This window comes from Simiduia litorea (assembly GCF_042853465.1).
GTDB lineage: Bacteria > Pseudomonadota > Gammaproteobacteria > Pseudomonadales > Cellvibrionaceae > Simiduia > Simiduia litorea.
Window position 1 is genome coordinate 2,230,074 of the sequence record NZ_AP031497.1, and the last position, 19,619, is coordinate 2,249,692.

A 19,619-nucleotide genomic window follows, 5' to 3' on the forward strand; every position below is an offset into this window, starting at 1 on the left:
AGGACTTATTAAGGACGTTAAGCTAACCGGCAAATTATTACCGCTAGCGGATCATACCGAAAGGCATCATTTTGCCCGATACAAAATACCCGGATTACAATGCACCATGTCAAAGAACTCTGATGCTCCAGCCAAGCCCTCCGAGGCGCCTAAAAAAAGCACTCCGCCGGGATTTAAGCTGCGGTGTATTCGCTTCAGAATATCGAGTTTTAACTCATTATTAAAATAGATCAGCACATTGCGACAGAAGATAATATCGAAACTCCCTAAACCGCCGTAGCTGTCTTGTAAGTTCAGCGTTCGATAGGTTATTCGCCGGCTAATTTGTTGCTTGGCACGCCAACTATCTTCGCCTAACTGGTCGAAAAATGCATTTAACCGCTCCACCGACAAGCCGCGCATAACGGACATCTGATCGTAGGTAGCAGCTCTGGCAATTTTTAACATACTGGGCGACAGGTCTGTGCCAGTTATATTAACGTTCACCAACTTTTTCGGGCTAAAGCGCTGATACTCTTCCACAGCCATGCTTATGGACAAAGGTTCTTGGCCAGAACTACAGGCAGCCGACCAAATATTTATACTGCTTTTTTGGCCAGCTAGCTCCGGCAGAATATGGGCTTTCAGCACTTCATAGGGATAAGTATCCCTAAACCAAAAGGTTTCATTGGTGGTCATGGCATCAATAACAATTTCGCGCAAGGGCGAATATTTATTGCGCTCTAGCTCCTGAACCAACTCACCTAAGTCTTTAAATTTATGGTGAGATAGTAATGGGCTAATACGTGTTGTAACCAAATACTGTTTACTTTCAGCCAGGTAAATACCACAGGCATCGTGTAGAAAATCACGAAATTTAGTAAAATGTGCGGAGTCTAAAAAGGTTTGAGACAAGCCGATAATACTCATGTGGAAACAGCGCTGACAGCCCACACCGACAGCGCTATTGTTCTACGTTAAGACCAACAAGGTTATTCTTCATTCAACATGCTTTCACCACACATGGACTTCACTCGCTCATTGACTCGACGCGCTAAGTCGTCCGGGTGAAATTTTGCGAGGAAATCATTGGCCCCTACTTTTTTAACCATTGCCTGGTTAAAAACGCCGCTTAATGATGTATGTAAAATAATATGCAGATCCTTCAACGCGGGGTTGCCACGTACTTCAGCCGTAAAGGTATAGCCGTCCATTTCAGGCATCTCGATATCAGAAATCACCAACAGTAATTCCTGAGTGACGTTTTTACCTGCCTCAACTAAACCCTGCAAAAACTCCAATGCCTCGCGGCCGTCTTTACAGAGCGTTGTTTGCAACCCCATGGATTCGATCACGCGTTGGATTTGCTTGCGAGCAATAGTGGAGTCGTCGACAATAAGCACGTGCTTTTGGACAACACGCTCTGCAATACCATCCTCTATTACCCCCGCCGTGATTTCTTCACTAATAGGTGAAACCTCCGCCAATATTTTTTCGACGTCGATTATCTCTACTAGCTGGCCCTCTACCTCAGTCACGGCAGTGAGGTAGTTTTCGTGGCCAGAGCCCTTTGGTGGCGGGTGTATATGCTCCCAATTCATATTGATAATCCGCTCAACCTTACTGACCAAGAAGCCTTGGGTTGAACGGTTATACTCTGTGATAATGACAAAACAATTCTCTAGGTTTTTTAACGGCCCATGCCCTGTTGCCAAATTCATATCCATGATGGAAATGGTACCACCGCGAATATGTGCAACACCCCGCACGACTGGGTGTCGCTTGGGTATTTCATTGAGCGGGGGGCACTGTAAGACTTCCTTCACCTTAAAAACGTTTATGCCATATAACTGCTTCCCCGCAAGGCGAAACAGCAGCAGTTCTAGCCGGTTTTGGCCGACTAACTGGGTTCGTTGATTAACGCTGTCTAAAACGCCTGCCATTACGGCCCCCGACCAATTCTTGTTGTGTATGTAGTGTTATGAGTACCGCTATAAACATAGTTCATATAACTCAATTACGCACAACGGCATATATGTTGCAGTCAGTCTCATATAAACCAAAATACGCCAAATTACCGTCGTCTCAGATGTTGTCGGCTTAAAGGCAAACTCCTTGAGCGTTTAACAAGCATAGGTCATAAATTCGTGAAATCGTTGTTAGCTATATTTAGTGTGCTTTTGGTCCTTTACGCGCCAGGACAAAGCTTCGGCGACCAACGCTGGCAAGCTATTGACGACATTGCTAAAGCCGTGGACGCCGCACTAGCAACCCATTACCTCTCCCTCTACCCGGATTACGACATCAAAATTGCCGTCAATGCGCCCGATAAGCGACTTAAGTTTCCTCAGTGTGACAATCAATTGACGGTGGATACGCAAAGCTTACCAAACGGCGGAGGCAACGCCACGACGCAAGTGAAATGCGATAGCGAGGCGCCTTGGTCACTCTATGTCTCTGCAGCGATTGAAATTTGGGGTAACGCTGTCACGGCAAATACCAGCATAGCCCGTGGTCAAGTCATCGATGAAGAGAACTTAATCTTGGCACGCACGAATATAGCGACTATCCGTAAAGGTAGCTTACTTAGCCTTGATGGGGCAAAAGGTCTAGAGGCCCGTCGTGCCATTCGGCCGCACCAAGTGATTAGAAGCCAAGATTTAATCGAGCCCTTAGTCATACGCCGAGGTGATGCCGTGCAAGTTGCGGCACTTCTAGGCAGTCTTCGGGTGATAACGCCTGGCACTGCGCTTGCCAATGGCCGTGTTGGAGAACATATAACGGTTACCAATAACGGCTCAAATCGTAAAGTTCGGGCTAAAGTTATTGCTGAAGGCCTAGTTGAAGTACCTATGTAACGGCCTGCTGGACGCGATGAGTGGACACAGATTTTAAACGCCGTAATACCTAGCACTGCGTTAAACTCAATGCTAGTTTGTGCATAATCCATCAGCAAAATAACGGCTAATTTCGACTAAAGATCTTCATCAGTCTGCCGATAACCCAGCAAGAATGGTTATTTTTACAACAGAGTTTCGATTAAGAAGCCAGTAGAGGCCACAGTTTACAAGGCGTTACTTGAACGTCGTCGCGCAGTGGACCAAGTCTAACGTTTATATTTAGGGTTAAGGATACAGAGGTTCATATGATTATTGATCCCAAAGCTGGGCTAACAGGGCTTAGCAGCCAAAACAGCCAACGCGCTAGCCAAAAACCCGATGCAGAAAACGGGGGCAAAGCCAACAAAATCGATGCTCCGAAGCTGGATAGCGTCCAATTGAGCGATCAGGCGCAGAGCCTCAAACGTCTTGAGGACAACATTGCCTCGGCGCCCGCGGTTAACGACGATAAGGTAGCAACCCTACGTGCTGCTATTGCCGACGGAAGCTATCAAATCAATGCTGAACGTATTGCTGAGAAAATGCTAACCAGCGAAGGCATCTAGTAATTAACTCCGCGCTATAGTCCGTCGGCATAGTTCTTGCTGCGCTTAGGTATCACTAGGCGCAATGAGGAACGAACATGGCCACCCCACTCCCCTTTAAAATTGCTCAAACCGTCCAACAAGAACTAAATGCCGCAAACGCGCTTTTCGATCTACTGCAGCAAGAGTCTGATGCGCTTGGCAGCCGAGATACAGAATTGCTGGCAACAATCATCGAACGCAAAAATCAGGAGCTAGTAAATCTTGCGCAAGGTGCAAATAAGCGCTTTACCATCCTCACAGAGCAAAAACTAACCCATAACCAGCAAAACTGGATGCTGCTGCTAGGGCGCTGTAGAGATGAAAAACTGCTCCAACAATGGCGCGCCTTAGAGCAGCAAATTAAGGCTTGCAAACAGGAAAATGAAACCAACGGCAAGCTGCTGGCCCGAAGCCAGCGAGTTCTAGCCAAACTCACCGGTGTTTTGCGCGGGCAAGCAGAAAGCAATCAAGAGCTCTACAACCGGAAAGGCGGCCATAGCGCGGCTAAGCGCAATTTAACTTATGCTCAGGCCTAGCGACCGTGCCCGTTGATCACGAAGCGGCACTAGAGGCACAGCACCTCACCCACGCCGAGGACATCTACCGCGCCCTGAGGGCGCTGCAGCTGCATAGAAGCCTTATAACGGTGACCTTTGCTGGCAGCAAACAGATAGGGAGCAGCCTAGTGCTTGAGACTGAGCTGGAAAGCCAAACCTTATCCATCGATCAACTTAACGATTCAGCACTTCAAGCGCAGCTTGCACCAGGTCAAACCTTATTATTGCGAGCGAGTTACGGCGGAGTGCAGGTGAGCGGTCTATTCAGCGTCATAGCGACCAGCGACGAAAATGACGTAATCCAACTTGCCTTTCCCAGCGAGCTGATGCACCGGCAAAGACGCGCCGCATTCAGGGTTAATTTAACCGCCCCACTCACGACGATTCAATTACACGGCACAGACAGAGCTGAGCCACTTGAAGGCTTAATCGTAGATATCTCGGCCGACGGCCTCGCGGTCGAATTCGATACCTTCGTGCGCCCACCAATAATGCCAAGCGAATATTTCCAGCACTGTCATTTCAATTATGGCGATGCGGAATGGGATTTAGGCTTGGTAGCCAAGCACCCCAGTTTCGACAAGCAAGCCAGCAAGTACCGCTGCGGCTTCAGCTTTCGAGCACTAACCAGTAGCCAGAGTAAAGCGATCAATCAATGGGTTCTACTGACTCAGCGCTTACATCAACAGCGAACCCTGCTAAATCGCAAGCTATAAGTACCGACACAAACGCCCAGATAAAGCACTAAACTTAAAAACAGAACCTTTTGGCGACACTTTCCCTGCTAAGTCGCCAATGCAACCATAGTAAAAGTTACCCATATTGCTCTGAATGTGACATACAGCATACAATTCTGTTTCGATTGCGCAATTTATGAGCATTTCCGACGCTTTATTAATCACTTCTCGCCTATTGCTACGATACTGCCAACCGCGCACGCCCTTGCTGTAGAATCCGCCCCCTCAAACCCCAGCTTTATCGGAGCCTGTAATGATGTTGTCTCGCCGCACTGTGTCTTTCTGCCTAGCATTCGTTGTATCCCTTACTTCGCAATTGACCCTTGCGAACACAAAGGCAGAACTGACTGCTGCCCTCAATAACACCCAAGCAAAGTTGGAAAACAAAGAAACCGGCATCGAAACCCTAGAAAGCCGCCTTTCCAGCTATTCAAATAGACAAGCAGATGCACAAGAAAAGCTCGATAAAGCGAAAGCTGAACTTGCCGCTGCTCAAGAAGAACTAGCCCAAGCAAAAGCCTCCACCGACGAGGGCGCTGCTGTGCAGCAAGAACTTGCTCAAAAGAAAATTGAGCTTGCCTTAAATGGACTTGAAAGCCGCAAAAAGCGCTTAGAAAGCACCTCCGAGAAATTAGCGAGCCTTAGCAAGGAGCTAAAAACCGCACAGGCAGACCACCAGTCACTGAAAATTAAAGTCGCAACACTAGAAACCCAAATCGCTGCGGTAAAGAATACCCCTAGCGCACCGGCACCAAAGACTGCGCCAACCAAGCCTGTGTATACCGCTGCGCCGGTAGCACCAGCACCTGCCCCGATTGCGCTGAAGGAACCGGAGCCCGTTGTGACTGCTGCAGCCACACCTGCAACACAATCTACGCCAGCAAAGCCTGATACACCACTAACAGCTCAAGAGCTCAGTGCTCGAAAGGAAATGAAAACATTGGCGACCAAAACAAAGGGCGCCGACACCTCAGGTTATCGCCAGTACGCCGAACTCTATATTGAAGCTAACAACGGAGAGAAAGAAGAACTCGAGTTTTTAGGTAATGGTCAGTATTACGGCGAGATCAAACTAACAAGCGATAGCAACAAACTTAAAATACGGAATCGTACCTTTAAAGTAAATGTACCAGATGACCAAAATGGCAGTGTTTTCGTCGTTATTTACGACGCGACCAATCGCCCCAAACCACGCTTTGTTATTTTTAATAAAAATTTGTTAGAAGATTAATAAGAAGCAGCGTTTAGAAAAATAAGTCTACAGCTTACAGGAATGACAAAGAGCCAAAGGTTCATACAGTGAACTTCGCGCTCAGCCTGTAAGCTGTAAGCCTATAAAGACTTCAATACTTTCCCCTTTTACTCTTCTGCCAATTCAGGTAATACATCCAAAAACTTAGGCGCGAGAAACCGTGTGAAAGTTGCTGTTAAATGATGGCTATCACGCCAAATCAGCAACTGGCCTTTTACCGGCGCACATCGCCCCTGATCGCAAATGGCATCCGTAAAATCAATAAGCCTTACACCCTTTGTTTGCGTCGCCGCATTTGATATCGGATCATTAAAATCTACAGTTTCCCGACTAACCGAGCAGGCCTCAACAGACCCGAAGGGCGAAGTCATGCACTCGGGAATATCTTTAGTCATACGAGGCGTATCACTTACCACCAGTATTGGAATGCCGGCATTCAGCAATGGCGTCCAAGTTGATTGATACGCTCGCTCAATTTTCGAGAGATTATCATTGTCGTCAGCGAAAACACGGTATTGATTCGAAGCACTCGTAACGATCAAGTCCGGTTTAGCCGCTAGAATAATACCTGCTACGGTTTGGTTCCATTCCATACAGGGTGTATACGCGCCGCCTTTTCTCGGATTGCTGAGTAAAACATTAACAAAGGGGCAGTCGGACTTTGTGTGGGACACAATACGCCAACCAGCATCAAGTTTAGCCAGCATTTGTAGTGCAGGTAGCCATTGGCCTGCATGTGAATCCCCCACCAGTATTAACAGTTTTGGTGCAGACTTATCGCCGAACTCACAGGCTTTCGGCTTGGCTGAATCCATACCTACATGACACTTGTATCGATACAAGTCCGGATTATCTTTTCGGGCAGCCAAACCGTCCGGCACAGTTGGTTTATCAGGGTTATAGGGTTTTGCAGCAAGCGATTTCAATACACTGGGGGATTTTGCACCCTCGAGTGCGTTAGCGACTTTTTGATGGTAGAAAAAGCTCAAACCCGCTGAACAAATCATTGCCAAAGCGACGCAACTCGACAACACACCGACAGCCGCAAAACCCGGTTTTGATGTAAATCTAAATCGGTCTTCCACGAACTGTTTTGTCAAAACAGAAAGGATAATGGCAACGACAATAATAACAACGCCTTCGAAAATATCGGGGCTTGTGCCAAGCACGGTTTTAAAGACGACAATTAAAGGCCAGTGCCAGAGGTACAGCGCGTAAGAAACACCGCCCAATAATACCAAAGGCTTAAGTGACAGTAAGCGCGCGATAAATGGTTCCTTTCGCTCGAAGCTTCGCCCCTCCCCTGCCCACAACACCAACGCCGCGCCTAAGGTTGGCAACAGCGCCAACGCACCGGGAAAAGCCATGGCGTCTGTGTAAAAAACAGCAGCCACTATAATGCCAATTATACCGAGCACCCCAGCGAGCCATTTGAGACTGGCCGGCCCAACGAGTTTAGCGCCGTATAAGGCTAAAGCGCCGCCGAGCGCCAACTCCCATACTCGGGATAAGGTAGAAAAATATGCAATTTCCGGCTGGCTGTTAATTACCACTAGCCCGTAAATGAATGACAATAGCGCAATTGTCACCACCAAGGGCCCAAAAAGCCCTGCTGGGTTTATCAGGCCGCGTTTAAGCCTCAACCCGATCAAGAGTATAACCGGCCAAAAGAGGTAGTACTGCTCCTCCACACTTAAAGACCAGTAGTGTTGCAGTGCGCTTGCCGTATGATCCTGACTAAGGTAATCGACAGATTGTTCAACCAGCCACCAATTCTGCACATAAAGCGTACTGGCCAAAACATCCTTTGCCAGGCTTGGCCATTGCACCACCGGCATAGCCAAAGCTGACACAGCTACAAAGGTAACAACTAAAGCCGCCGCCGGCATGAGTCGGCGCACGCGCCGGCCATAAAACGCCCACAAGTCAACCCGCTCTGTACGCTCCACCTCACGCGCAAGCAGTCCGGTAATAAGGTAGCCAGAGATAACAAAGAACACATCCACGCCCACATAGCCACCGGGCAGCCATTCTGGCCATATGTGGAAAACAAGTACCACGAGAACCGCGATTGCACGAAGACCTTGGATATCCAGCCGGTGATCTTTACCTGCCTGATGCTGTTGGAGACTGTTCACGAAATACGCCTTAAATTTGAGCGCGCATACTAGCAAATACAGATGGTTATTGCTAAAACCCTACAGACTTGGAGCGTTTAGCCCGCAGGGACGAATTCACTTATGGTGGTCGCGAGACAGGCCCTATAAAGGAAATACTTCCGCAGATATTTCTTTAACTGGAGGCCTGCAGTTCTACTGAGGCCAGCTATACTGACCCCTCAAACGCCTATATAATCCTTAACCCATAATGAATTATCGCTTGTAGGAGCTACAACTTTGCTGGAAGCACTTTTTAACGCAAAACGACCGGTCAAAAGATTTATTAGCTTAACTTATGATGTCGTCGTTTTAATCGGCGCATATTATTTTGCCAATGCATTGCGCTTGGGTAGCTTTGAAATCCCGTTTGGGTATAGCGAGATCTACGCACTAGCTATCACGCTAGTAGTCGCCGCAGCCGTGTTCATTCGACTTGGCCTTTATCGCGCCATACTAAGGTATTTAAACTCGCAAGCATTGGTATCAATTGCCTTAGGTGTAGGCGCCTCAGCCAGCGCCCTAGCGCTTGCCAGCTTCTTTTTTCAGTCATCTACTCCTCGCTCCGTACCGATAATTTTCATGATAATAGCGCTCGTATTTATAGGAGCACCAAGGATGTTAATGCGCAGCATAGTCGCACTTATTAATGGAGGGTCCCAAAATACAACCAATGTCATTGTGTATGGTGCAGGCGAAACAGGCTGCCAGCTTGTTCGCTCTTTGGGCGCAACCAACTACCATGCTGTCGCATTTGTAGACGATAACCCAACCATACAGGGCTCCGTAATTTACGGACTAAAAGTTTACAATCCTAAAAAAGCCCAAGAACTAATTGTTCGCTATAACGCCAAAATAACACTGCTTGCACTTGGTGGTGCTGGGCGCAATCAAAAAAGCAAGATTATAAAACAGCTGGAGGATCTAGGTACCGCAGTTAAAACTATCCCGCCAATCCACCAAATCGTCGAAGGTACTGCAAAGATTTCAGACTTGCAGGACGTATCAATCGAGGACCTATTAGGTCGTGAACCCGTTGCAGCAGAACCTAAATTATTAAGCAGATGCATCAAAAATAAAGTCGTTATGGTTACAGGCGCTGGCGGTTCAATCGGGTCTGAGCTAACTAGACAAATACTTAACCTAAAACCAGCAAAACTAATCCTGTTTGAAATCAGCGAATTCAGCCTCTATACGATAGAGCAAGAATTAATTCAAAATTGCAAAGCGAAAGGCAGCAAATGCAAGACTGAGATAATTCCAATCCTCGGCTCGGTACAAAACCTCCCTCACTTGAAACAGACAATGCGCACTTTCCAGCCGAATACCATTTATCATGCTGCCGCTTATAAGCATGTACCTATGGTGGAGCATAATATTGTAGAGGGTGTTAAGAATAACATCTTCGGCACCTGGAACTGCGCTCAAGCAGCAATAGACGTAAATGCTGATTCTTTTGTACTCGTATCAACTGATAAAGCAGTAAGACCAACCAATGTCATGGGAACCACAAAACGCATAGCAGAGTTGGTACTACAAGCTTTGGCAAAGCATCAAAACAAGACACGCTTCACAATGGTACGGTTTGGCAATGTACTTGGCTCCTCTGGCTCTGTCGTACCTCTATTTCGCAAACAGATAAAGTCCGGCGGACCCATTACCGTCACCCACCCAGACATAATTCGCTATTTCATGACCATTCCTGAGGCAGCGGAGCTGGTAATTCAAGCTGGTTCAATGGGGATGGGGGGCGACGTATTTGTATTGGATATGGGAGAACCGGTAAAAATTGCCGATCTAGCTGTCGAAATGATCAAACTTTCAGGGCTAACTGTTTGTTCAGCTGAAAACCCTAATGGCGATATCGCTATCGAATACTCAGGCCTTAGACCTGGCGAGAAACTGTATGAAGAGCTTTTGATTGGCGACAATGTGAGCGGTACTGAGCACAAGCGCATCATGCGCGCTGAGGAAAAAAGTTTGTCATGGAAAGATACTGAGGCTCTGCTTACTGCCTTAAACTCTGCCTGCGCAGCCTATGACGGGGTAACCATTAAACAACTGCTGCTAGATGCACCAACGGATTATGTTGGCACTTTAGAACTCGTGGACCCTCTGTCAAAACAAAACCTTAGTATCACTTCGCAGTTTACGCATTAAAAAATGGGGCCACAGCCCCATTTTTAACTATTTCAAAGCGTCTCCGCCACCACTACCGGCTATTGTTTTGAAAATATAAGTGAAGTATGACTTAATTGATAAAGAGTCAATCATCAACTTATCAATTTCAGCCAATAACTTAGGTGTAGACATATCAATATTCTGAATTTGAGCTAAACCTGTGATGCCAGGTCGTACATCATAAACACCACGCTCGCTGCGTTCGGCAATCAAGTCTTCTTGGTTAAACAAATTTGGTCGCGGGCCAACAAGACTCATCTCACCTTTAAGAACATTCCATAGCTGAGGTAATTCATCCAGCTTAGTTCTACGTAAAAAAGATCCAACTTTAGTAACTGAAGCTGAGGAGGCAAGGTGGCTTGCTACGGAAGCCGTACCCACGGACATAGTCCTGAACTTAACAAGCACAAAAGGCTTCATACCTTTCCCTACCCGCTGCTGTAAAAAAAGTGGTGATTTCGTATCAAACCAACCTATAACATATACAACGAGTAACACGGGAAAGCCAAAAAGCAGACCGGACGCCGAAAACAATAAATCGAATACTCTTTGCACCTTAAAATTTACCCTTTATAAAATCTTGCATCGTGATTTCTATCCCTTGGCTTACGGAAAAAGGGGGCTTCCAATCTAACAAGGATTGAGCCTTACTAGGGTCTACTTGCAGCGAGCCAATCAGTCGCTCCATCACTTGACGTTTATTAGTAGCAGTGCCTATCCACTCAAAAAGGATTTTTGGTATTGGGATTTGCCAAGTAGACCTCCCTATGGACTTTCGCATCAATCTAACTAAGCTTGACAAAGAAACATCCTCACCATCAGAAATAATAAAAATTTGATTCGCAGCCTTAGGATGCTCTATAGACTTAACAATAAAATCAATTAGATTGCCTATATAGATCATGCTTCTAGCATTGTTGATAGCCCCAAAAGGTAGCGGAATTGGCGAAACAGCCAGCTTCATAAGACTAAGAAAATTTGCTTTAACCCCAGGTCCATATATTAAAGGTGGGCGAATAATAACGACTTCCATCCCTGTGCTATCAGCAATATCTTTAAGCCCCTGCTCTGCTTCAAACTTGGATATACCATACGGATCAGTTGGGCTGCGATTGTCATTTTCTCTAAACGGCGCCATACCAGAGGTGGATTCACCATTGACCTTGATGCTGCTGATAAAAATAAAGCGCTTTACTCCTTGAGCGGCAGCCTGTCGAGCTAAATTCAAGGTGCCGCCAACATTTACCGCTCTATACTCATCTAAAGGATTATAAAGCCTTTCTTTAGTAACATGAGCCCGAGCGGCACAATGTATAACGATGCTAACCCCATTTAACGGCTCAGAATAATCTTCGCATTCATTAATGTTTTTTCTGAAAAATGGCCCACCCTTTGTAAAATTAGTTCGGCCGCACAATATAACATTATAGTTACTAAGCGCATCAAAAACAGCTCCTCCAACAAAACCTGAGGCACCTGTTAAAAGAATGGTTTCGTTGTTAGTCATTACAAGTTAACTCTTCATAAATATCCAAGTGCTGCCGTACAATTATCTCGATCGCAAACTCGGACTCAGCGAGAGCTCTACCTGCTGAGCCCATTCGCACGCGGAGTCTGGGTGACTCTATAAGCCTACTGATGGCGTCAGCTAACGCTACAGAATCTTTTATAGGTACCAATAGACCGGTTACATTCTCAATAATCGCATCTCTACAGCCGGGATGGTCAGTTGTTACAACCGGCCTGCCACAAGCTGCTGCCTCAATAAGAGTTTTCGGTAAGCCCTCACCATAGTAGGATGGCAAACAAACAATATGTGCCTCAGCATATTGCTTAGCTATATCAGAACGGAAGCCTAATAAAGTTATAATATCCTCCCCAGCCCACTCATCAAGCTCATCCTGTAATATAGTCCCTGGATTTCCAAAATCAGGAGTTCCAATCAGTCGTATATCCACACTTATACCCCGAGACCGCAGTAGCCGCGCAGCAGCAACGAATTCAGTCACCCCCTTGTCTCGCAGCAATCTCGAAGCCATAACAACAACTGGAAGCCCGGCAGGCTCTGAGGTAAAAGAATATTCTGTCAAGTCAACGCCGGATCCGCGGATAATACGCGCACTATCCAACGTCACCGCGCCAGCTGACAGTAACGTATCTCTATCATCCAAATTCTGGAAAATAACGACCAATCTTTTCTGCTTGAAAGCGAAACGGTACATGAAAACAACCAAATTCCTACGTACACCTTCTAGACCAGTCCGTCCTTTAAATGCGGTGCCGAGGCCTGATATAGCCGCTACAACAGCAGAAATACCTGCAAGTCGAGCTGCGATACCACCATATAGGACAGGTTTAATCGTAACAAGGTGAACCAGCAGAGGTTTAATTTTAATCAATAGGAAGTACAATTTAATCAAGGAATAAAATTCCATAATCGGGTTTTGACCACTCCGAGTGAACGGAATTAAATGATGAACAAACCCCCCCTGCTTAACGATGTCAACAGCCAGGCCCGGCCCAGTGGCAACATGCACCTGATATCCATTTTTTACAGCGGCGATTGCTATGGGTAATCGGTGCGATATAAAAAACTCAGGTGTATTTACAACTATGAGAATTTTTTTCATTATTGATTTTCTTCTAGCCATGCCTGAAACATTAGCACGCACCACAATGACTGATGCCAGCTCTTTCTTCCGCTTAAATGTTCGGCCCACATTTTTCGAATAGGCTCAGGGTGAAAAAATCCCTCAAATTTCAATCGGGTTTCATCCAGCAAAGCATCAGCCCAACCACGTAGTGGCCCACGTAACCACTGGTCTAAAGGAATTGCAAAACCCATTTTAGGACGCTCAATCAGCTCTGCCGGTACATGTCGATACAAAACTTGGCGAAGCAACCATTTACCTCTACCGTCGCGAATCTTAAACTCAAACGGCATCTTCCAAGCTAGCTCTACCATATTATGATCTAACATGGGAACACGGGTTTCTAAACTTATGGCCATCGCCGCACGATCAACTTTTGTCAAAATGTCATCAGGCATATACATTTGCGAATCCATCGCCATCATAGCGTGCTCAATGTTATCTGTCGTTGGCCACGCAGAGGACGTTGATATTAAAGTGGGAGGCTCTACACCGTTAATAACAACACTAGCAGGATCAGACCATTGACTAGTTAGTTGGCGATAAAACGCTTGTCCATCTGAAATTGCCATCACATCAGCAAGTTTTCGTGCCTTATCGCCAGGAGTGGATAGGTGGAATTTTTTTGGCGTAATTGGTTTAATCGCTTCAAAAATTTTATCCCACCTCGAAGGAGGCACTCCTCTTAAAAATCCAGTTGCTGCATTTCGTAGAAAATGCGGAACCCGCTGCATAGGTCTCCAAACACTACTCACAGCGAGATATCTGTTATAACCACCGAAAAGTTCATCGCCTCCATCACCACTCAACGCAACCGTCACATTGTGTTTCGCCATTTGGCTTACAAGATAAGTTGGTATTTGAGAGGCATCAGCAAAAGGCTCACAATACATTCGTGGTAGCAGAGGAACGACTGAAAGTGCATCCGCTGAGGAAACATAAAGCTCGGTATGATCTGTTCCGAGCAATTTGGCCACAGCCTTTGCATGAGTCGCTTCGTTATAACCACCTTCCTCAAAGCCAATAGTAAAGGTACTAATTGGGCGATCACTTTGCGCCTGCATCAAAGCGACAACAGTACTGCTGTCGATGCCACCACTTAAAAATGCCCCAAGCGGAACATCAGCTAGCATTTGGCTAGCAATACTTTTAGATAGCTGAGCTTCAACACTATTAATCGCATCATCTGCACTGCCAACAAAAGGGTTTGCCAACCCGTTCTCTACAACATCATTAACAGACCAGTAGGCCGTTGGTTGAGCACTCAGAGAACTATCATGGTCGCCTTGCAGTGGTATTTGTACGTAGTGTGCAGGCATCAATTTGTTAATGCCCACATAAATACTATAAGGTGCTGGAATGTAACTATGCCGTAGAAATAAATTCAGCGCGCCTCTATCAATGATGTTATTAAAAGAAGGATGTTCTTTTAACGCTTTCAACTCTGATGCAAAAAGCAGAACACCTTTACTCCAACCCCAATAAAGCGGCTTTTCACCCATGCGATCCCTTGCCAGTGTTAATACTTGTAGCTGGCGGTCCCACAATGCAAAGGCGAACATACCCACCAAGGCTTGGAGCGTTTTTTTTATACCCCAAGCGACAAAACAAGCCAATAATGTTTCCGTATCCGAATGCCCTCTCCATCGGGGGGCTTTGGATTCAATCTCAAGCTGCTTTCTTAAAGCCAGATGATTATAAATTTCTCCGTTAAAAGATATAACATACTGTTCACAAGCAGATAACATGGGCTGATGTCCAGCCGAGGACAAATCCAGAATAGAAAGGCGAGCGTGACCTAAGATCAATTGGGAATTATTTTCTTTCCATATACCATTACTATCCGGGCCACGGTGCTTGATTGCTTCAAGCATTCGGCGAGCGACGTTAGACGTATCAAAGCTGCCATCTCCGGCAATAGTAAAGCCAATCAACCCGCACATATTTCGCAAACTCTTTTCATTTAAACCCTACATACAATTAAAATCGAATTGCAAACCAAAAAAATAATGAATTAACATTTACCACAGCAAAGAACGATTTTCTTGGTCTGATAAATCACAAAAAATGCAATCAATATTGAAATATAACTGAACATTCTTAGTCGCACTGCAGTCCCTAAATTGTCATTACCTAACAACCATATTATCGAATAAGTGACAAAAAAAACGATCAAATAATCGACAAATTTTGTACTATACTTCCTATTTCTAATAACATAGGTAATTAGAAATATAAACGGTAAGGACTCAGTTAAAAAAACAGCAACCGAGGAAATACCCGTAAAATAAACTCCAAACAGCTGATATACGACAGACAGTAATAAGTCAGGAAAAAATTGGATTACCGAAGAAAACGAAATCCCTAAATTTGACCCACCAGTCTGATAGTCAGAAAAAATAGAACGATATGCCAAAACAGGCTCTAACAGGCCAAACAAGTAAAAGCCAAACAATCCCGCCAGAAAAATAAATATTGAAAATATAAAGGGGTACCTACGAAAGCTATATAGCGGAGCTAATACAAGCGCGAAAAAATAGCTAAAACCAAGGTAGCCTCGAAATTCCAATAGTAAATAAGCAACCGCCAAACCAAAAACAAAAAAATACGTTTTATGAAAAAGCCTTTTTTCTGAAGATAGCTCTCTAAAAATAAAAACCCCTAGAAGCCACAAAGCCACCATAATTACGTCGCGATATATATCGGTTGTGTAGTAAAGAAGTGTTGGATATGCACTAATAACAACTATAGCTGCCCAATACACACGTTGCCGATCTAGGGATTTTCTAACCCACGCCAACCGTGCAACCAATAAAGGAATAACAATAAAACCAATTAATTTTAAGCAAAAACTAATAAATTCGCGCGAATAGACGCCAAGCTCATTCAGCCAACGCAAAAAAACCGGCCAGGCGCTCGTAATGACGTCAGTCTCGCCTATGGCATAGGCATGATAATAAGTTGAATCATTGCCTCCGCCAAAAAAATCATTTCCAGAAAAATATATGAATACAGAGATCGCTACCTTTAACAAAAAAATTAAAAGGAATGCATAAAAATATAAAACCGTATTCACTGGTCGCCCTTATCATCTTTAGCCAGTTGGACTTTTCTAGCTAGTAAGCTTAACCAAGACTTCAAATATAAATTGGCAACAACTTCAGGATTATGATATCGCTCAACAAAAGCTCTAGACATTTCAGAGTGACTAGCCAACTGATCCCTTCGCTCCAATACTGTCTCTAAAACCTCAGTTATTTGCGCCTGATCCGGAATTAAATTGTATACAGGCGGCAAGACTCCATCATACAAAACTGTAGACTCCTGCTCTGCGCCACCACAAACAACCTTTCCTTGCGCCATTGAATAGAGGGAATTCATTGCCAAGCTATAGGAAAAAACTTGATCCAAATTCACATTCATTATTGACAGGAGCGCTAAATATCTATCAAAAGGAAGATTCCCATCAATTATACATTCAACATCTTTGGGGTACTTTTTTTCTAACTCCTGGAATGATTTTTCTATTAAAAATGTCCCTTTAAAACCCCTACGATTTAGACCATGAAAAAACACAACCTTACCGTTACTTACCCGATTTTCCGAAAACTCAATTTTCTTAGTATCTATTGGAATAGGGATTGGCTTAAGCGTTTTTTCGGAATATCCTGCCGCACAAAATGTCGCATGAAACTCAAATATAATCGGAATAACGGCATCAATATAGTTCATATATTTATGCATTGCATCAAGATGAGCCTGCTTCCGCATGTAGTAAGGTCTCCCCTGTCGATCTATTAGCTCGTGCGAAGGAATAGGGCTATATCGCATAGCTCGTTCAGAATACTTCACATAAAATGGATCATCACCAGCACCCGACAACGTCACCAACCCATTATTTTCCTTGAGAAACTTAATTAAAAATAGATTTAAAAACGGTAATCTTGGAATTATATAAAAATTTATCACATGAACAACGTCAAAACCGGAAAACTTGCTTAAGTTCAGTAGAGGCAATAAAAACTGCCTCATTTTGTAACTATAAATCGTTGAGCCATACCCAAGATTTATGTCAGTCTTAAAGTTTTTAAAAAAATCACACGCTGCCGCCAGGGTAACATCATGCCCCGCCTTAATAAGAGCAAGCTTTAGTTCATTATTAAGGCCACTATACTCACCCAACAAAAGAACTCTCATTTGTCGAGGCACCTAGAAGGCACCAAAGTCGTCAAACCCAGCATACAAGTCGCCCAAAATCAAATGGTGTTTTTTAGCCGCAAAGCCACACCCAAAAATATAAAGTACAATAGGTAACAAACCGCATGTGCAATGGCGGTTGCTTCTACACCTAGGACATCTACAAAAAAATACACCAAAAAGTAGAAAAGGCTGGAAATAATTACTTCTGCAAATACATAAACCTTCCAGTAAGCCTTTGCAATTAATACATATGCCAAAATCCAGCTTGCAATCTTTAGAGTATCACCAACCATTTGCCAGAAAAACAAATGACCCATTTCAGAAAATTCAGGACTAAAAAGAAGATCAATCAAAAAGCTACGCGAAAGATACACTATAGAGCTACAAAAAACCGCAGCTGGCAAAATTATTTTATAACCGTCTAATATCTCCCGCTGTAAGTCCTTACGATCAGATAGCTCTGAAAGTCTCGGCAGGTAATATACGCTTAACGTCATGGTAATAAACATTAGATAGGCAGAGCTTAGTCGCCACATGGCCTCCCAATACCCCGCGTAATCCCATCCAAGCGACTCCCCCAAATGGTTCCGAATCAGAATATGGGAAACAGGGACGCAAACCGCGCTCGCCAGTGCCATTGCGGCAAACTTAGCTAAATCTCTAGAAATTTTACTATCAATGCCACCAAAAATATAACTTAACCTAAACCAATTGGTCCTAGTAACCAAAAAAAAAGTCACAAAAAATGACAATGACTGATAGACAGCTAGAGCAACTAATGCGCCATATAAGCCCCACTGAACTGAAAGCGCTATAACAGATACCAACGCAAAGATACTGCCAGCTATGTTAGCAACAACATAAAGCTTAATTTCCTTTTTTCCGTTTAGAATGGCGCACAACAGAGCATTCAATACTGAGAAGATTAAGGACATCGAAAACCAGATAAACACTCCAGAGAGGGCCTGATCGTTCAGCAACCAAACTGCCAATACATCCTTAAACCCAACCAAAAAAATCGCCGACATGAAAGTCAATATAAGAGTGATAGTTCCTGCCGTTCGCCATACGGCATGCTGCAGTGCCTCATCTTGATGGTGCTCGGCCGTATACTTAGTTACACCGGTTGTAATAGCACCAGTCGAAAATGTTGTTACCACTTGAATTACATTTTGAAACTGACCTAAAGCAGCATAACCAGAAGGCCCGACATAAAGTGCCAACACTTTATTTATCCCTAGCAATGTCATCATCTTTATGATGACAGCAATGCCATTCAGCAAACTAGTTTTTATCAGTGTCATTATCTAAGTTATAACCTGAAAGAATTACAGGCATCAATTACATTCTTTACATCCATGTCGGACATTACTGGGCTTATTGGCAAACTAAGTGCCTCAGAATGTATTTTTTCCGTAGCAGGATAGCTGTCATCATTCCAGGTTTTATAGGCCTGTTGTTTGTGGGGAGGAATGGGATAGTGAATAAGCGTTTGTATACCAGCTTTAGCTAGATATTCTTGAAGCACATCACGCTCACCGCATCGCACTACGTATAAATGAAAAACATGTGATTGCAGTTCAGAAATTGAAGCGCCTTTTGCAATTGGCTGTAAGATTAGTGGGTTATCTATACTTTGCGCATAACGTATCGCGATCTCCTGCCTTCTAGCTGTTTCTAAGCTCAAATGACGCAGCTTCACTCGTAATATTGCTGCTTGCATTTCGTCCAAACGGCTATTAAGACCCTGGTATATATTTTCGTATTTCTTATGGCTACCATAATTTCCTAATGCACGAACTGTATTCGCCAGCGAATCATCATTTGTTGTAATTGCCCCTGCATCGCCCAATGCGCCTAAGTTTTTCCCCGGATAAAAACTGAACCCTGAGGCATGCCCCCAGTTTCCAGCCTTCTTGCCATCTATATGTGCCCCATGGGCCTGAGCCGAATCTTCGAGTACCAATAAATCGTACTCCTTAGCAATTGACATGATCTCTGGCATAGGCGCCAATCGCCCATACAGGTGCACGGCTACGATTACCTTGGTTTTATCTGTAATGGCAGAACGAATGCTGTCTGGGCAAATGTTGTACGTCTGTGGATTAGGCTCAACCAAAACAGCCTTTAATCGATTTTCAGTAATAGCTAAAATACTGGCGATATAAGTATTGGCAGGCACAATGACTTCATCGCCCTCTTCTAATTTACCTAACTCTTTCCAAGCACGTAGCGTCAAAATAAGGGCATCTAGACCATTTGCTACACCAATACAATGCTTGGATCCACAGTAATCAGTGAACTCTTCCTCAAATGCCTTCAGCTCCTGCCCAGCTATATACCAGCCGGAATCAATAACTTTCGCACATGCTTCAATAAGCTCTGATCGGTATTGTTGATTAATAACATCGAGTTCAAGAAATTTAATCATTGCATATCA

17 protein-coding genes are annotated in these 19,619 nt (G+C 44.5%); 6 read left to right on the forward strand and 11 right to left on the reverse strand.

Features of this window, described 5'->3' with window-relative positions; all coding sequences use genetic code 11:
- Positions 1–66: 66 nt before the first annotated feature.
- A complete protein-coding gene (locus tag ACGHTT_RS09925; protein ID WP_390590327.1) occupies positions 67–909 on the reverse strand; it encodes a CheR family methyltransferase in 843 nt (280 codons plus the stop codon).
- A gap of 62 nt (positions 910–971) precedes the next feature.
- The gene (locus ACGHTT_RS09930) at positions 972–1,922 is read right to left on the reverse strand and encodes a chemotaxis protein CheV (RefSeq protein ID WP_390590328.1); all 951 of its coding nucleotides are present in this window, start codon (positions 1,920–1,922) and stop codon (positions 972–974) included.
- A gap of 204 nt (positions 1,923–2,126) precedes the next feature.
- Here ACGHTT_RS09930 and flgA point away from each other — a divergent pair, with 204 nt between their 5' ends.
- The 5 genes from flgA to ACGHTT_RS09955 all read left to right on the forward strand — a co-directional run bounded on the left by flgA (position 2,127) and on the right by ACGHTT_RS09955 (position 5,970).
- On the forward strand, positions 2,127–2,837 hold the full coding sequence (gene flgA / locus ACGHTT_RS09935) for a flagellar basal body P-ring formation chaperone FlgA (RefSeq protein ID WP_390590329.1): 711 nt from the start codon (positions 2,127–2,129) through the stop codon (positions 2,835–2,837).
- 287 nt (positions 2,838–3,124) lie between these two features.
- The gene (flgM, locus tag ACGHTT_RS09940; RefSeq protein ID WP_390590330.1) at positions 3,125–3,424 is read left to right on the forward strand and encodes a flagellar biosynthesis anti-sigma factor FlgM; all 300 of its coding nucleotides are present in this window, start codon (positions 3,125–3,127) and stop codon (positions 3,422–3,424) included.
- Positions 3,425–3,501: 77 nt separating this feature from the next.
- Positions 3,502–3,981 carry a flagella synthesis protein FlgN gene (locus ACGHTT_RS09945; protein ID WP_390590331.1) on the forward strand — a complete coding sequence of 160 codons (480 nt, stop codon included), beginning with the start codon at positions 3,502–3,504 and terminating at the stop codon, positions 3,979–3,981.
- Positions 3,982–3,986: 5 nt separating this feature from the next.
- Positions 3,987–4,718: a flagellar brake protein gene (locus ACGHTT_RS09950; protein ID WP_390590332.1), complete on the forward strand. Its 732-nt coding sequence runs from the start codon at positions 3,987–3,989 to the stop codon at positions 4,716–4,718.
- A gap of 274 nt (positions 4,719–4,992) precedes the next feature.
- Complete coding sequence (locus ACGHTT_RS09955; protein WP_390590333.1) at positions 4,993–5,970, forward strand: hypothetical protein; 978 nt, start codon at positions 4,993–4,995, stop codon at positions 5,968–5,970.
- 128 nt (positions 5,971–6,098) lie between these two features.
- On the opposite strand, the gene ACGHTT_RS09960 is transcribed toward ACGHTT_RS09955, so the two are convergent.
- On the reverse strand, positions 6,099–8,129 hold the full coding sequence (locus ACGHTT_RS09960; protein ID WP_390590334.1) for an acyltransferase family protein: 2,031 nt from the start codon (positions 8,127–8,129) through the stop codon (positions 6,099–6,101).
- A gap of 258 nt (positions 8,130–8,387) precedes the next feature.
- Between ACGHTT_RS09960 and ACGHTT_RS09965 the strand changes: the two genes are divergently transcribed.
- On the forward strand, positions 8,388–10,307 hold the full coding sequence (locus ACGHTT_RS09965) for a polysaccharide biosynthesis protein (protein ID WP_390590335.1): 1,920 nt from the start codon (positions 8,388–8,390) through the stop codon (positions 10,305–10,307).
- Positions 10,308–10,334: 27 nt separating this feature from the next.
- Here ACGHTT_RS09965 and ACGHTT_RS09970 read toward each other — a convergent pair whose 3' ends face one another.
- The 8 genes from ACGHTT_RS09970 to ACGHTT_RS10005 all read right to left on the reverse strand — a co-directional run bounded on the left by ACGHTT_RS09970 (position 10,335) and on the right by ACGHTT_RS10005 (position 19,610).
- On the reverse strand, positions 10,335–10,883 hold the full coding sequence (locus tag ACGHTT_RS09970) for a sugar transferase (protein ID WP_390590336.1): 549 nt from the start codon (positions 10,881–10,883) through the stop codon (positions 10,335–10,337).
- A gap of 1 nt (position 10,884) precedes the next feature.
- On the reverse strand, positions 10,885–11,835 hold the full coding sequence (locus ACGHTT_RS09975; protein ID WP_390590337.1) for a UDP-glucose 4-epimerase family protein: 951 nt from the start codon (positions 11,833–11,835) through the stop codon (positions 10,885–10,887).
- Positions 11,828–12,958 (reverse strand): glycosyltransferase family 4 protein, encoded by a 1,131-nt coding sequence (locus ACGHTT_RS09980; RefSeq protein WP_390590338.1) that lies wholly within the window; start codon positions 12,956–12,958, stop codon positions 11,828–11,830. Before ACGHTT_RS09980 ends, ACGHTT_RS09975 begins: the two co-directional genes overlap by 8 nt.
- Positions 12,958–14,913, reverse strand: coding sequence for an asparagine synthase (glutamine-hydrolyzing) (gene asnB / locus ACGHTT_RS09985; RefSeq protein ID WP_390590339.1), 1,956 nt, complete (start codon positions 14,911–14,913; stop codon positions 12,958–12,960). Before asnB ends, ACGHTT_RS09980 begins: the two co-directional genes overlap by 1 nt.
- A gap of 80 nt (positions 14,914–14,993) precedes the next feature.
- Positions 14,994–16,055: a hypothetical protein gene (locus tag ACGHTT_RS09990; protein ID WP_390590340.1), complete on the reverse strand. Its 1,062-nt coding sequence runs from the start codon at positions 16,053–16,055 to the stop codon at positions 14,994–14,996.
- Positions 16,052–17,176 (reverse strand): hypothetical protein, encoded by a 1,125-nt coding sequence (locus ACGHTT_RS09995; RefSeq protein WP_390590341.1) that lies wholly within the window; start codon positions 17,174–17,176, stop codon positions 16,052–16,054. The genes ACGHTT_RS09990 and ACGHTT_RS09995 overlap by 4 nt, the downstream gene beginning before the upstream one ends.
- A 59-nt stretch (positions 17,177–17,235) precedes the next feature.
- Positions 17,236–18,483: an O-antigen translocase gene (locus tag ACGHTT_RS10000; protein WP_390590342.1), complete on the reverse strand. Its 1,248-nt coding sequence runs from the start codon at positions 18,481–18,483 to the stop codon at positions 17,236–17,238.
- A gap of 8 nt (positions 18,484–18,491) precedes the next feature.
- Complete coding sequence (locus ACGHTT_RS10005; RefSeq protein WP_390590343.1) at positions 18,492–19,610, reverse strand: DegT/DnrJ/EryC1/StrS family aminotransferase; 1,119 nt, start codon at positions 19,608–19,610, stop codon at positions 18,492–18,494.
- Positions 19,611–19,619: the final 9 nt, after the last annotated feature.

What these genes read in the sequence shown, in the direction of transcription:
- ACGHTT_RS09925 (WP_390590327.1), bottom strand. Translation starts at nt 909, where the DNA reads ATGAGTATTATCGGCTTGTCTCAAACCTTTTTAGACTCCGCACATTTT.
- ACGHTT_RS09930 (WP_390590328.1), bottom strand. Translation starts at nt 1,922, where the DNA reads ATGGCAGGCGTTTTAGACAGCGTTAATCAACGAACCCAGTTAGTCGGC.
- flgM (WP_390590330.1), top strand. Translation starts at nt 3,125, where the DNA reads ATGATTATTGATCCCAAAGCTGGGCTAACAGGGCTTAGCAGCCAAAAC.
- ACGHTT_RS09945 (WP_390590331.1), top strand. Translation starts at nt 3,502, where the DNA reads ATGGCCACCCCACTCCCCTTTAAAATTGCTCAAACCGTCCAACAAGAA.
- ACGHTT_RS09955 (WP_390590333.1), top strand. Translation starts at nt 4,993, where the DNA reads ATGATGTTGTCTCGCCGCACTGTGTCTTTCTGCCTAGCATTCGTTGTA.
- ACGHTT_RS09975 (WP_390590337.1), bottom strand. Translation starts at nt 11,835, where the DNA reads ATGACTAACAACGAAACCATTCTTTTAACAGGTGCCTCAGGTTTTGTT.
- ACGHTT_RS09980 (WP_390590338.1), bottom strand. Translation starts at nt 12,958, where the DNA reads ATGAAAAAAATTCTCATAGTTGTAAATACACCTGAGTTTTTTATATCG.
- ACGHTT_RS09995 (WP_390590341.1), bottom strand. Translation starts at nt 17,176, where the DNA reads ATGAGAGTTCTTTTGTTGGGTGAGTATAGTGGCCTTAATAATGAACTA.
- ACGHTT_RS10000 (WP_390590342.1), bottom strand. Translation starts at nt 18,483, where the DNA reads ATGACACTGATAAAAACTAGTTTGCTGAATGGCATTGCTGTCATCATA.
- ACGHTT_RS10005 (WP_390590343.1), bottom strand. Translation starts at nt 19,610, where the DNA reads ATGATTAAATTTCTTGAACTCGATGTTATTAATCAACAATACCGATCA.